The sequence below is a fragment of the Sphaerospermopsis sp. FACHB-1094 genome, from assembly GCF_014696195.1.
Taxonomy (GTDB): domain Bacteria; phylum Cyanobacteriota; class Cyanobacteriia; order Cyanobacteriales; family Nostocaceae; genus Sphaerospermopsis; species Sphaerospermopsis kisseleviana.
In genome coordinates this window covers 1-14,523 of record NZ_JACJPT010000049.1, presented here as the reverse complement: position 1 = coordinate 14,523, position 14,523 = coordinate 1, and the positions used below count along the sequence as shown (strand labels likewise).

Genomic DNA, 14,523 nt, shown 5'->3' with positions numbered 1-14,523 from the left:
GCCTCCTTATTTACTGGTTTTTAAAGCTAACAACATTTCCATTTGAGCAGTAGATTTATTGGGGCTATGAACAGTGACACCCAAACCACGAATAGAACCCAGGATAGCACTGATATCAGGAGGTAGGGGTTGACCTGCGGTAGCAAAACGAGTAATTACAGAGGTGGTGTTATCCATATCTAGATAGAAATAACCACCGTTGGGTTTGGGTAAAGAACCAGTTACGGTTTTAAAGGTGTCGCTATTATTCAGGGTTTGACCTTTGTTATCTGCTATTGTTTCGCCAACAGGTCCACCAAGAGCTACAAATACGGTATCCTGATCTAACCAACCATGTGATACTAAAGCGCCTTGAAAGGGAATTTGCCATTCTGTGATATTTTTACCAGCAATATTTCTTTGAACTACCTTGAATGATTGCTTTTTGGCGAGGTCATCTAGTTTGGTGAAAGTGGTTTCCGCTGTTTTGCGATCGCTCGTATCAAATACCATCCCTCCCCCAAAACCAACATTTGCTAACCCACCTTGACTAGATTGAACCGCACCAAAAGCAAATTCCCCATCCATCCAACTAAAAATATCTTTGTCTAAATCAATATTGACAAATTGTTTGAGTTGTCCGCGAGTCTGTTCAACTGCTTGCTTAAATTCAGGATAATCTTTTGATTGTTCTAAGAAGGTTTGCCAACTACGATTTATATTCTGCCCAGTGACTAGAGCAATGGTGTCACTAGGAAATTGTCCTACTATTTTAGCTGGAGTGCTTTGATATTGAAATTTACTCAGTTGGGGATCTAAGTTAACAACCGCTTTTAACCGCAGTCCAGCATCATCAACACCAACACCAGCTACTAGGGATTTTACTTGCTGGAGTTGTGCCAAAGTTTGCGGCTGCAATGGTCTACCTTGAGTATTGAAAGCTGCTAATTGTTGTGCCATGTTGGCGTAATCTGGCACATAAATTTGAGCCAGGCTGTTTTCAACATCTACGCCTTTAGCTAAAATGCTACTTGCTCCTTCTTTACTAGCAAAAGAAGGTTCTCCCTTATAGGTGTCAATCGCTTTTTCTACAGTTTGTTTTTCTGGTGCTACCAATATATGAGTATTGTTTAGTACAGTAACATAAGTTGATTTACTTTTATTTTTACTGCCAATAATTTTCTGACCTTTATAGTCTGATTCTTCAATTTGTGTGTTTTTTTGCTCTTTTAATTTGTTAGCAAAATTCAAAGCATTGAGTTTATCTTTGATACCCAATACTAACAGAATATTTGACTCTTGCTGGACAGATGGAGTTGACTGATTAGGTGTAGTAGGTGTGGGTGGCAGTACAGCAATCATCACACCACCGATCCAGGGTTTAATGTCTGTTTCGTAAGAAATATTACTATCATTTAATATTTCTTCATTGATATCCTGTAGAATTTTTGCTAATATTTCTTGCGCTTGTGGAGTGCCAAATTGCTGTAACTTATCCCAAGATTGGGGATCAGTGTTAACATATGTTGCCATCAAGGCATTAGCAGGTACTACTTTAGCACTGCTTATGGGGCTGGAAGTATCACCCAAGGGTGCTTTCAAATATACGTAAGCAGCTATACCTCCCACAACAACTATAGCCGTGCTAATAGCGGGAACTAGAAATTTTGATTTGCTTTCAGGCATTGTTATTGTCCTTTGTTGCGTAAAATAGGAAAAGTATGATTCAGATGCTATGGATACAAAATTAATAGTGGGGTTTTGGGACTTTTCAGCAATTTTGACTAATTTAGCGGAACTTACTGAGACGATTGGTATTTACATACAAAAATAGTTTTGTCGTTGCTCTCAAAAAGACTTCAATGGAGTCTAGAGTAAATCCGTAAATGCTATCTTAATTTGATATGCAAAAAGTAGTCAGATTCTGAATGACAAGTTATTCTAAGCTATAAGAATAATTGTTAGTATTTGTAATCGATGGAAAGCCATCACTGTGTGATGCTAGAAACTCTTGTCCCGATGATGCAAACCTGCAGAATCTCAGATGAGATCAAGACTTGGACACTGGGTAGCAAAATGAGACAATTGATTTAATTGATTACATCCCAGAGAAAATCCTGATCAAATTACCATTTTGATTTGGGAGAGGCATCTACAGATCGCTATTGTTATGACAGTTTCAGGATTACAAGGTCAGTAATAAACAATGTTGCAATTTTATTTTGATACAGAGAAAGCAAGACACAAATCTTTTGAATTGCCGGGGGCTAAACCACATTATAATCCCGATAGACCGGGACAGGTAGAGCATATTTTTCTGAACCTCAGTTTGGATATTCCCAACCAAAGTTACAATGGTAATTGTAGCATTCGCCTATTGCCAATCCGTAATAATATTGATAGGTTGACATTGGACGCTGTAAATTTAAATATCCAATCTGTACAGGTTGACGAGGTTGAACAAAAGTTTGACTATGACGGGGAAAAACTGTGTATTCAATTATCTCAACCTACGCAAATTGGTAAGAGGTTGTTGATAGCGATCGCCTATTCTGTGGAAAAACCCCAAAGAGGTATTTATTTTATCCAACCAGATAAGCACTACCCCCACAAACCTACCCAAGTTTGGACTCAAGGAGAAGACGAAGATTCTCGTTATTGGTTTCCCTGTTTTGACTATCCAGGACAGTTATCAACTTCAGAAATTCGGGTGCGTGTTCCTAAACCACTGGTGGCAATTTCTAATGGTGAATTAATTGATACTTTAGATGATGGAAACTATAAAATTTACCATTGGTCTCAACAGCAAATACATCCTACTTATTTGATGACGTTAGCTGTAAGTGATTTTGCGGAAATAAAAGATCAATGGCAAGGTAAACCTGTTACATATTACGTAGAAAAAGCTAGGGAAGCAGACGCTAACCGCAGCATGGGTAAAACTCCCCGCATGATCGCATTTTTGAGTGAAAAGTATGGTTATTTATACCCTTTTCCCAAATATGCTCAAGTTTGCGTGGATGACTTCATTTTTGGGGGGATGGAAAATACCTCTACCACGCTGTTAACAGATCGCTGTTTGTTGGATGAAAGAGCATTATTAGACAACCGCAACACCGAAAGTTTAGTAGTGCATGAATTAGCACATCAATGGTTTGGTGATTTACTGGTAATTAAACATTGGTCCCATGCTTGGATTAAGGAAGGAATGGCTTCCTATTCTGAGGTAATGTGGACTGAACATGAATATGGTGCGGATGATGCTGCTTATTATCGCTTGTCGGAAGCTCGCAGTTATTTAAGTGAAGATAGTAGTCGCTACCGTCGGCCAATGGTAACTCATGTTTACCGTGAAGCGATTGAACTTTACGATCGCCATATTTATGAAAAAGGTTCTTGTGTTTATCACATGATCCGTGCAGAATTGGGAGAAGAATTATTCTGGAAAGCTATCCAAACTTTTGTTGTTGATCATGCTCATCAAACTGTAGAAACCATAGATTTATTAAGATCAATTGAAAAAGCAACAGGTAGAAATTTAGCTTTCTTATTTGATCAATATGTTTATCGTGGTGGACATCCTGATTTTAAAGTTGCTTATTCTTGGGATGGTGATGCTAACTTAGCAAAGGTGACAGTTACTCAAACCCAAGCTAGTGATGATCAGGATTTATTTGATCTGAAAATCCCCATTGGTTTTGGTTATAAACAGCAAAATACTGATTTAAAGATTTTTAATGTCCGCATTAATGAACGGGAACAAAGTTTTTATTTCCCATTAACAGAAAAGCCCGATTTTGTTAGTTTTGATGTGGGTAATAATTATCTCAAAACCGTAGTTTTAGAATATCCCATACCAGAGTTAAAAGCACAGTTGGAATTTGATCCAAATCCTATTTCTCGGATTTATGCAGCAGAAGCATTAGCGAAAAAAGGCGGTTTGGAAGTTGTCAAAGCTTTATCCGCAGCTTTGAAAAATGATCCTTTTTGGGGTGTGCGGGTAGAAGTTGCTAAACAATTAACGGAAATTAAATTAGATCAAGTTTTTGATGGTTTAGTTTCTGGGTTGCATGATGATAATCCTTTTGTCCGTCGTTCTGTGGTAGAGTCCTTATCTCAAATCAAAACTCATGCTAGTTATAAAAATGTCAAAGAATTGGTACAGCATGGGGACAAAAGCTATTATGTAGAAGCTGCTGCTTGTCGGAGTTTGGGAACAATTGCTGCTGCTAATTTAGATGATAAACCCCACGAAGAAAAAGTGATTAAACTACTCAAATCTGTTTTAGAAGAAAGAGCAGGTTGGAATGAAGTAGTTAGAAGTGGTGCTATTGGTGGTTTAGCAGAATTTAAAACTTCGGAAAATGCTTTAAATGTCTTGTTGGAATACACTAAATTAGGCGTTTCTCAAGCATTACGTTTATCTGCGATTCGCGCTTTAGGTAAAATTTCTGTAGGTCAAAGTCCAGCTAATATAGAAAGAATTTTAGACCGATTAGCAGAAATAGCGAAAGAGACATTCTTTTTAACTCAAGTAGCGGTGGTGACAGCTTTAGGACAAATGGAAACTCCCAAAGCGATTGGGATTTTACAAAGTTTAGCTGATCAAACTCCTGATGGTAGGGTGCGACGTTATGCTGAGGAAGAAATTCCTAAAGTACAAAGAAATATTGGGACTGAAAAAAGTTTGAAACAAATGCGGGAAGAATTGGATCAATTGAAAAAACAAAATCAGGAGTTAAAAAGTCGGTTAGAAAATTTGGAGGCCAAGTCCAAGCAGGGAAATTAGGAGGATAATACACATTATTAATAGGGGTTTAGCAGTGCTAAACCCTGACAGGATTCAGAAGTAAAAATGTCTTTTTTTGTATGTTTCAATTTTGAGCGATCGCTTATGTGATGAAATCATTCCATATAATCCTTAAAGTCTTCGAGAGGTTCGTTAAAATCTGATGATATCCACACTTTTCCTTTAGCACTACCTCTTTTCAAAGGTCGTTGAATTGGGGAAATTTCTGCCACTGGTTTATCATCTTGTGTAATAATAATTTTTTCTCCTTTAATCACCAAGTCGAGATATTTAGTCAAATTAGACTGTAATTGATCTATTTCTAGTTTAGTCACGATTAGTAATTTTCTGACAAGAAGTGTTGAATAATAAATCTGAATATTATCTCTATTCTATATGAATCAGAGGAAGTGGGATAAGGCAAAATCAAAAGTGGTGAAAAAGCTAAACTTACGTAAGCTACCGTTCACGTACTCCTAGCTTTCCAAAACAGCGATCTGCTATACATACTACCTAAACTAAGTTCGTTTAAAAGTTCACTTCTATATCAATAGTGCTGGTCATATTTCATGCTATCATAAGATGATACACAGATAGTCAGCATATATGACCAGCATCCTGAAACAAAAAGCATTAATCTTACTGCGTCAGGCTTTGAGTAACCCAACAGCAGATTTTCGTGATGGACAATGGGAAGCTATAGAAGAATTACTACTGAACAAATCCCGGTTACTGATTGTTCAACGTAAGTAGGTAGGCGTTAAAACTTGTCCTTATGGCAAGGCAGGAGGCAGAAGGGAAGAGGTTGTTAGCAATTTTACATTTTGTTACATAACTTGGTTTTTTCGTGCCGACTTACTTAATAGAGAAATTAATATTTTTGGCGCTCGCTTGCTTTTTTCAGGAAAAATGGCGTTAGCTTACCATAAGTATCGCTCTTACCTAAAACTTGTCAAATGGATTACAATGTATATATTATCTATCAAAACACCCATGAGCATTAATGATCTAGAGTTTTTACAAGGTGCGGCTTTTCTACGTCTACTTAAAGAAATCCCAAATGTATCTATTAATTATTTATCTTCGATTCATTCATCTTTGTATCTTGTCCAGATTACAAATAAAGAATCGGCTATTTTATTTAAAATCTCAAAAAAACCTACTTCTTCATGGTCATTTATTTTTAGCCCACAAGAAGAAATGGCTATTCATAACTTTCGTGAAACATATCCCAATGTGCAATTATTTATAGCCTTGATTTGTCATCGTGATGGTATTTGTTGCTTATCTGAAGAACAATTATCTAGTCTTTTTGACCTAAATAATGGTTTATCTAGTCAACGTATTTCTGTGAAACGAGAACCAAGGGGTAGTTATTACGTAAAAGGTACGGGAAGAGTACCCTTAGAACGTACAGTACCACAAAACAATTGGCCAAACATAATTCTATCAGCATAAAAATAATCATGAAAAATAATAACATTATTACTTCAGGATCTTGTATTAATAAAGTAATCAAGAGATTAGAAAAACAAATTGGAGTAACTGAAGCTCATAAACTTAAAGAAACTGCAATTGAGGTGGTTCAAAATTGTGTGAATGTTTATTCCCAAAACTTTGGCTTTGGTGATGTTGGAGAAAATAGTACAGGTTTAGTTAGTCAAATTTATCACGGACTAGATCCCATTCCTAACGGAACAACAGGATTAATTTATGGAAGAGTTCAAAGTGGGAAAACTAATACAACAATTGCCACTTTAGCACTAGCACATGAAAATAATTTTCGTTGTTTTATTGTCCTTACATCTAACAATACATGGTTGGGAGAACAAACAGCTAACAGATTTAATAATCAAATTCCAGGAGGTCCTGTTATTTTTGACTGGGAAGCATGGAAAAAAGATCCTATTGATTTTGCAAAAACTAAAGTTATACCCTATATTAAAGATACAGGAGTGGTTTTAGTAACCACAAAAAATGTTTCTCACTTAAAAAGATTATTGACCGTTTTAAAAACAGCCAAAATTAAGAAATTCCCTGCATTGATTTTTGATGATGAAGCTGACAATGCTAGTTTAAATACCAATGAAGCAAAACAAGCAAAACAAGGTAAAGATATAATTGCTGACAGTTCTACTTTTGCACAAATCGGAGAAATTCGTGAAGAAATTCCTAATCATATCTATGTGCAAATTACCGCAACTCCCCAAAGTTTATTATTACAAAAATTATCTAATCCTTGTAAACCACAATTTTGTGCAGCATTACCAGAACCAGGGAATAGTTACATGGGAGGAGATTTATTTTTTTCAGATAATACTAAACATTGTGTAATTATTGATGATGATGAAATTAACGAAATTAAAAAACAAAAAAGTTTAATTAACCCTGGTAATAAATGGATAATTCCCGAAGGATTAAGATTTGCGTTATGTTGTTTCTTTTTGGGTGCGACATACAAAATGTTATCTGTTGATGAAGATGGAACTTATTCTTTTCTCATTCATATTTGTTATAAGCAAGATATTCACACAAACCTAGAAAAATTAATTAGTAATTTTGTCATCAATTTAGATAAAGCGATTCGTAAACAAAGTTCATTTACCGATTATAAGCAAGCAGTTAATTGGTTAGAAAAAGCATATCAAGAATTACAAAAAACGGCTGAAAAAATACTCCCACTAGATGAACTTATAGAAGAGTTAAAAACCCAACTAAGACGCGCAATACCTAAAATTATTAATGCTAATAATCCCGATAAAGAACCTAATTATAATCCTGGGATGAATATTTTAATTGGTGGTAATAGATTAGGTAGAGGTGTGACAATTAAAGGTTTAATGGTGACATACTATGGACGTGATGCAAAACAAAAATTAATGGATACAGTTCATCAACACGCCAGAATGTATGGTTATCGTCCACATTTAAAGGATATCACTCGTCTATTTTTAGCACAACATATATTTGAGTCTTTTCAATCAATTCATGAATCAGATGAAGCAATACGTCAAGCAATAGGAGATGATATTCATAATATTAAAATTCAACCTGTTTGGATAGGAGGGACTATTAAACCAACTCGTTCTAATGTTTTAGATCCTTCTACTATCAATGTCTTAAAACCGGGGAAATTGATTTTTCCCCAAAATCCAGCGTATAAACAAGAAGACATTAAGGAGAATTTTCACAAAATTGAAAATCTTTTAATTGATTATCAAGATGATGAAACATATTATGAAGTAGATATAGATTTGATGATTCAGGTTATCAGTCTGACTAAAAGTTATTACATACCCTCTGAAGAATGGGAAAATAAACGCATAATTAAAGCACTAACAGATATTAAATCAAAAGGTTTAACTCAAGGAAGGTTAAATGTTCGTAGAGGTCGAAAAAACAAGAAACAAGGTTTAGATATGGCAAGAAAAGAGCCTTTTAAATGGAAGTTTGGATTTGGTAATGGTGATTGGTCAAATTATGCTAAAAAAAGATATCCTGATGTACCAACTTTAATTATTTGCTATCAAAAATGTGAAAAAATAAATGGTTGGGATGATCATCCTATATATTTACCTATGCTAGTTTTACCAAGACAAAAATTTGTGTTTATGTTTAATTATGATGAGGATGATGAATAATTACTGTGAATTTCATTGTTTTTACATTTGCAGTTGTTTACCTGAAAGAATTTGAACCGATTAACCCAAAACTTCCCTTCCCCATCAACTAACCTGTATGGGATCGGATTTTCAAGATATTTAATGTCAGATTTGATACTAAATTATACCGCATCAAACATTAAGAAATAATAAAATACTCTCGCTAAGAGACAAAAGTTTGTACTTTTATAAAGTATAATTAAGAAAAACATAAACTAATCTCAACATTCAAGATAGGTTGAGTTTATCTATAGCTTCCATCAAAAACCAACAATACACTTGAGCAACAAGTAAATTGTCAATCAAGTAGTCAGAAAATTCTCAAATTCCCAGTTGTAGAGGCAAAAAAAGACGTGGGTCAGTATCAACCTGCTCAACTAAAGCAGTATAATCCAGAAGCGATCGCTCGTTACTATCGTTACCGTCCCTGGTTAGCTTGGGGCAGACTACTGAGAATCATCTTCTCCTTTGCAGGCTTTCTACTCAGCCTCAAATGGGATGAATGGCAAAACCAAGTTGAGCAGAATAAGGGTAAACGAGCTACCCAGTTGCGACAACTGCTCACAAACCTCGGTCCGACATTTATTAAAGTGGGTCAAGCCCTTTCGACTCGGCCAGACTTGATCCGTAAAGACTTTTTAGAGGAACTGGTAAAACTACAAGACCAGTTACCACCCTTTGACCATGACCTAGCGCAACACATTATTGAAACTGAACTCAACCGTTCCATTGACGAGATATTTAGCGAACTTTCCCCGAAACCAGTGGCTGCGGCTAGTTTAGGTCAAGTTTACCGGGGTCGTCTCATCACTGGTGAGGAAGTAGCAGTCAAGGTACAACGCCCGCACCTGCGTCCAGTAATTACAAAAGACTTATATCTAATGCGTTGGGCAGCAACTTGGCTGAGTCCTTGGTTGCCCCTCAATCTCGGCCATGACCTCACATTAATCGTCGACGAGTTTGGCACGAAGTTATTTGAAGAAATAGACTACATGAACGAAGGTCGGAACGCGGAAAAATTTGCCACCAACTTCCGTGATGACCCCCAAGTAAAAGTACCAACTATTTACTGGCGTTATAGTAGTAACCGTGTTTTAACCCTAGAATGGATTAACGGCTTTAAACTCACAGATATCCAAAGCATTCGCCAAGCAGGTTTAGATCCCGAAACCATTATCCAGATTGGTGTTACTTCTGGTTTGCAACAATTATTAGAACATGGTTTTTTCCATGCTGACCCCCATCCTGGTAATTTATTTGCTGTTCCCGATGGTCGCATGGCTTACATCGACTTTGGCATGATGGACCAGTTGGAGGAAACCACAAAGGAAACCTTAGTAGATGCCTTAGTACATCTTGTCAACAAAGATTATACTGACTTAGCGGAAGACTTTGTAAAATTGGGCTTCCTCGCTCCAAAAACAAATATTGCTCCCATTGTTCCAGCATTAGAAGCAGTTCTGGGAAATGCCATTGGTAAAAACGTCGGTGATTTTAACTTTAAAACCATTACCGATGAATTTTCGGAATTGATGTATGAATATCCTTTCCGAGTTCCCGCTAAGTTTGCTTTAATTATTCGTTCTTTGGTGACACAGGAAGGTATTGCTTTAACCCTCAACCCCAATTTTAAAATTGTGGAAGTAGGTTATCCCTACATAGCACGACGGTTATTAACTGGTGAATCTCCCGCATTAAGACGACGGTTATTGAACGTGCTATTTAAAGATGGTAAATTCCAATGGCAGCGTTTAGAGAATTTGATTTCCATTGCGCGGACTGATCAGCAATTTGATGTTGTTCCAACAGCCAGAATGGGTTTACAGTATTTACTATCGGAAGAAGGTAAATTTTTACGTCGTCAGTTAGTTTTAGCATTAACTGAAGATGATCGTTTACACACTGATGAAGTACAAAGATTGTGGGATTTAGTCAAAGATGACTTACCGCCAAATCGGTTATTAAATGTAGCTGTAGGCATTTTAACCGAGTTATCGAGAGAAAGTGTAGCAGCTATTTTGCCAAAAGCAACATCTCTAATTTCGTTTACTGAAAAACAGTAACAACGTTTAAATTATTTGCATAAAAATCAGGAGTCTTCATGTATTATTATCCTCTGCAACCTCCTTATATCTTGCTTTTGGTTGGTTTCCTCATGGCTTTAACTTCTGGTTTTGCTTTGTCAGGAACATTAAAAGTAATTGTCCAAAAATGGCCAAATAACAATCAAGAACCTATTAAATCTAGTGCTTCTTTAAAGCAATTGTTAGTACCATTTATTGGTATTACGGGAGGCGTTTGTTTATTTATGTCTTCTGGTTTAGAAATATTTGGTTTTCCCTCTCCCCTAGCTTTGGGTATTGGTTTACCTTTGAGTTTGGGAACTTGTGTGTTTGTTTGGTTTCAGTTAGGTAGTTTGCTGGAATTTGTCAGCAGTCGAGGAATGCAATCTTTAGATTTGGATTCTTGGTCTTAATAACAATAATTCAGGAGTCAGGAGTTATTTATTTTGGATTTTGGATTTTGGATTTTGGATTTTGGATTTTGGATTGTTTTGTCAAATCTAATCTAAAATCTAAAATTTTCTTCCCCATCTCCCTATTTCCTTTACTAACGAAAAACTTTTTGCTGCCACCTTTATCAAGTCTAATTACTTGTGCATTTGCCTGAACTTGAAAATCTGCTTTTTCACGAACTTTAACACGAATTTTAATTAATTAGGTTTTTAATCTGTTCATATTCTCTTGTCTCATTAGCAATTGACTTGACTAACCTGATTCAATTCAAAACTTCTAAATAGGCTATAGTTATGAATGATCAATATCAAGCATCCATGTGTGTGGGAGGTAAAGAAAGCAATGCAGGTAATCCGACTATCAGCACTTTCTGACAACTATATATTTATGCTGTACGATTTACAGCATAATATTGCTGCTGTTGTTGATCCAGCGGAGTCTAAACCAGTTTTACAGCAACTTGCACAACTAAAATGCAATTTAGTAGCAATTTTTAACACACACCATCATCATGATCATGTGGGTGCTAATCTGGAGTTAATCGAAAAATTCCCCCAATTGACAGTATATGCTGGAATTGAGGATCGGGGAAGGATTCCTGGACAACAGGTATTTTTACAAGAAGGCGATCGCGTACAATTTGCCGATCGCACAGCAGAAGTATTTTTTGTACCCGGCCATACCCGCGCTCATATAGCTTACTACTTTCCTCCTGTAACACCTGGTGAGACAGGAGAATTATTCTGCGGTGATACTTTATTTGCTGGTGGTTGTGGTCGTTTGTTTGAAGGTACACCAGCGCAAATGGTAGACTCTTTAAGCAAACTGCGGGCTTTACCTGATAATACCCTTGTTTGGTGCGCCCATGAATACACTTTAAGTAATCTGCGCTTTGCATTAACAGTTGATAGTGAAAACACGGATTTACAAAAGCGATTTGCAGAAGTAACAGATATGCGTCAGCGTCAGGAAGCTACTGTTCCTTCTCTGCTTGGTATTGAAAAGAATACAAATCCGTTTTTACGCTGGGATCATCCTTCGTTACAATTAGCTGTAAATAGTAAAGATCCTGTACAAACTTTTGCTAAAATTCGCGCAATGAAAGACAAATTTTAAGTAAGTATTCAGCAGTCAGCTATCAGCTTTAAAGACTGAAATAGAAAACAAGAGAAAAATCAGGAGTGTATAAATTTTATGCAATTAAGAATTATGAATCTTTCCTCTTGCTGTTATTAGCTGATTACTGATTACTTACACTTTATTCACAGGTTTACTCAATGTTTAAAAAGCATCACTAAACCTTCTCAAATACTCCTTTCTCCATAGAGAATCCCTTTTTCTGTTTGTCCTAATTTCCAAAACCCGTATTCCCTGACTTGGTAACAGTTTTAATCTTTCTTCTAACTGCTTCCAAGAATTTATTAACTCATATTCTACACCATAAGTAGCACATAACTGGGCAAAATTAATATCCTGGGGAGTGGCAAAAAATTCTTCAAAAGGTGGATCAAAATTAGCAATAGGTAACATTTCAAAAATTCCCCCACCATTGTTATTAATTAATACAATTGTCAAATGTCCAACTAACTTATTTCTCATTAAAAAACCATTAGTATCATGTAATAGGGCTAAATCTCCCGTTAACATCACACTACTTTGTTGATGATGTGCTATTCCTAAAGCAGTGGAAAGAGTACCATCAATCCCATTTGCACCCCTATTAAAATATGATTTTATTCCTGAATTATTTGGTTTCCAGAAAAATTCCACATCTCGCACTGGCATACTATTAGCAATAAAAAATGGTGTTTGTGGGGGTAGAATTTGCGAAATTAACCAAGCAGCTTTACTTTCAATTAAGTCTTCTATATTTTCAAAAGTCTCATCAATATTTTTTCTAATTTGCGCTTCAATTTCACACCATTTTTGTAAATAAAACCCCCATTTCCCATTTCCCATTTCCCATTTCCCATTCCCCAATTTTTCTACAGATATCCTTAAATGTGTTGTTTTTCCATGTAAAGGATCTAAATTTTCAGCACTACTATCAATTAACCAGCGTTGAGGATTAACATTAATTAACCAATTACGTAATTCTTTACTAGTCGGCATTTCCCCAATTTGAATTACCATTTCTGGTGTTAATTCTTGGGACAAGTTTTGATTACGTAAAATTATGTCGTAGGTAGAAATTAGATAGGGGTTTAAATCTGCGTAATTTCTAACAGGAGAAAGTCCCTCAGCTAAAACAGGCCATTGCAAAGTTTGAGAAAGTCGAGCGATCGCTATACAATATTCTTCAGGTTCTTTGGGTTGTGCAACTCCAGCAATAATAATACCCCGTTGACATTTTTGCCATTCTTTAGGTAATTGATAATTGGTAATTGGTAATGGTGTTGCAATTATCCCAGAAAAGAACTCTTCACAATCTAATATAAAATCAGTACCATCAGAAATTGGTGCTAGAGGATCACGAAAAGGTATATTTAAATGTACAATTCCCCCGGTAGGAAATTGGCAACGTTCCCAAGCATGAATTACCGTTTGTCGCAAATAACTTAACATTCTTTTATTAGCGACAGGTGTAGCTAACTCGGTTTGCCAGTTAGGATAATTACTGTATAATTTTACCTGATCTATAGTTTGTCCAGAATGGCAATCTCGCAATTCAGCAGGTCTATCTGTAGTTAATATTAATAAAGGTACACGACTTTCTTTAGCTTCGATTACCGCAGAGTAAAAATTAGCTCCTGCTGTCCCTGAAGTACAAACTAAAACCACAGGTTTTCCTGTTGCTTTTGCTCTTCCCAAAGCAAAAAAAGCCGCAGAACGTTCATCTAAAATGGGAATAGCTTCAATATCTGGTGCTTGTTTGCTAAAAGCCACCGTTAAGGGAGTAGAACGAGAACCAGGACATAAAATAGCACAACTTAAACCCAAGCGTTTGAGGGTTTCTGTTAAAACATAAGACCAAAGTTGATTAAGATTATTAAAATTAAGCTGCATTAAATCAATATGGGAGATAAGACAATTTTTAATTTTAATTTGTTTATCGGGCTTTTTAATTTAAAATTTAAAATGTCTAAAATGTAAAACTTCTACTCTAATTTTTATGGACTGTATTCATTTAACAGGAATTAGTTGCTATGGCTATATTGGGTATTTACCAGAGGAAAAGGTTTTAGGACAATGGTTTGAGGTAGATTTGAAGTTATGGTTGGATCTTTCCCAAGCTACTGAGAATGACACTATTGAAGATACTGTAGATTATCGCACTGTTATTAATTTAGTGCAGAATTTAGTTAAAACATCTAAATTTGATTTGTTGGAGAGGTTAGCAGGTGCGATCGCAAATGCTATTCTTCAGCAGAATGATATGGTTTCTCAAATACAAGTTATTGTTATCAAACCTGCTGCACCCATACCCGACTTTAACGGCAAAATTAGCATTGAAATTACCAGAACTAGGTAAAAAGATAAATAGGGGTTGCTGAGAAAGTCTTTCCGTGAGGGCATAGGAGTCAGGAGTCAGGAGTCAGGAGTCAGGAGGAGATTTGAAAATTTCTTTGCCATCTCT

Annotated in this window: 11 protein-coding genes; 8 read left to right on the top strand and 3 right to left on the bottom strand. The window is 36.0% G+C overall.

Annotation, left to right across the window (positions count from 1 at the left end; translation table 11 throughout):
• Positions 1-6: 6 nt before the first annotated feature.
• Positions 7-1,665: a DUF3352 domain-containing protein gene (locus H6F47_RS15645; protein WP_096567724.1), complete on the bottom strand. Its 1,659-nt coding sequence runs from the start codon at positions 1,663-1,665 to the stop codon at positions 7-9.
• Between the two features lie 520 nt (positions 1,666-2,185).
• Between H6F47_RS15645 and H6F47_RS15640 the strand changes: the two genes are divergently transcribed.
• Positions 2,186-4,768, top strand: a complete 2,583-nt coding sequence (locus tag H6F47_RS15640; protein ID WP_190649922.1) for a M1 family metallopeptidase — start codon at positions 2,186-2,188, stop codon at positions 4,766-4,768.
• A gap of 116 nt (positions 4,769-4,884) precedes the next feature.
• On the opposite strand, the gene H6F47_RS15635 is transcribed toward H6F47_RS15640, so the two are convergent.
• A complete protein-coding gene (locus H6F47_RS15635) occupies positions 4,885-5,103 on the bottom strand; it encodes a DUF2281 domain-containing protein (RefSeq protein WP_187041311.1) in 219 nt (72 codons plus the stop codon).
• Between the two features lie 271 nt (positions 5,104-5,374).
• Between H6F47_RS15635 and H6F47_RS15630 the strand changes: the two genes are divergently transcribed.
• The 6 genes from H6F47_RS15630 to gloB all read left to right on the top strand — a co-directional run bounded on the left by H6F47_RS15630 (position 5,375) and on the right by gloB (position 12,062).
• Positions 5,375-5,521 (top strand): hypothetical protein, encoded by a 147-nt coding sequence (locus tag H6F47_RS15630; protein ID WP_190649937.1) that lies wholly within the window; start codon positions 5,375-5,377, stop codon positions 5,519-5,521.
• Positions 5,522-5,677: 156 nt separating this feature from the next.
• Positions 5,678-6,226: a hypothetical protein gene (locus H6F47_RS15625; protein ID WP_242027406.1), complete on the top strand. Its 549-nt coding sequence runs from the start codon at positions 5,678-5,680 to the stop codon at positions 6,224-6,226.
• 8 nt (positions 6,227-6,234) lie between these two features.
• Positions 6,235-8,409, top strand: a complete 2,175-nt coding sequence (locus H6F47_RS15620; protein ID WP_190649920.1) for a Z1 domain-containing protein — start codon at positions 6,235-6,237, stop codon at positions 8,407-8,409.
• A 374-nt stretch (positions 8,410-8,783) separates the two neighbouring features.
• On the top strand, positions 8,784-10,493 hold the full coding sequence (locus H6F47_RS15615; RefSeq protein ID WP_096567714.1) for an AarF/ABC1/UbiB kinase family protein: 1,710 nt from the start codon (positions 8,784-8,786) through the stop codon (positions 10,491-10,493).
• A gap of 38 nt (positions 10,494-10,531) precedes the next feature.
• Positions 10,532-10,906: a hypothetical protein gene (locus H6F47_RS15610; RefSeq protein WP_137668178.1), complete on the top strand. Its 375-nt coding sequence runs from the start codon at positions 10,532-10,534 to the stop codon at positions 10,904-10,906.
• 382 nt (positions 10,907-11,288) lie between these two features.
• Positions 11,289-12,062 (top strand): hydroxyacylglutathione hydrolase, encoded by a 774-nt coding sequence (gene gloB, locus H6F47_RS15605; protein WP_190649918.1) that lies wholly within the window; start codon positions 11,289-11,291, stop codon positions 12,060-12,062.
• A gap of 165 nt (positions 12,063-12,227) precedes the next feature.
• Here gloB and menD read toward each other — a convergent pair whose 3' ends face one another.
• Positions 12,228-13,952: a 2-succinyl-5-enolpyruvyl-6-hydroxy-3-cyclohexene-1-carboxylic-acid synthase gene (gene menD, locus H6F47_RS15600; protein ID WP_190649915.1), complete on the bottom strand. Its 1,725-nt coding sequence runs from the start codon at positions 13,950-13,952 to the stop codon at positions 12,228-12,230.
• Positions 13,953-14,058: 106 nt separating this feature from the next.
• On the opposite strand from menD, the gene folB reads away from it, so the two are divergent.
• Positions 14,059-14,418 carry a dihydroneopterin aldolase gene (folB, locus tag H6F47_RS15595; RefSeq protein ID WP_096567706.1) on the top strand — a complete coding sequence of 120 codons (360 nt, stop codon included), beginning with the start codon at positions 14,059-14,061 and terminating at the stop codon, positions 14,416-14,418.
• Positions 14,419-14,523: the final 105 nt, after the last annotated feature.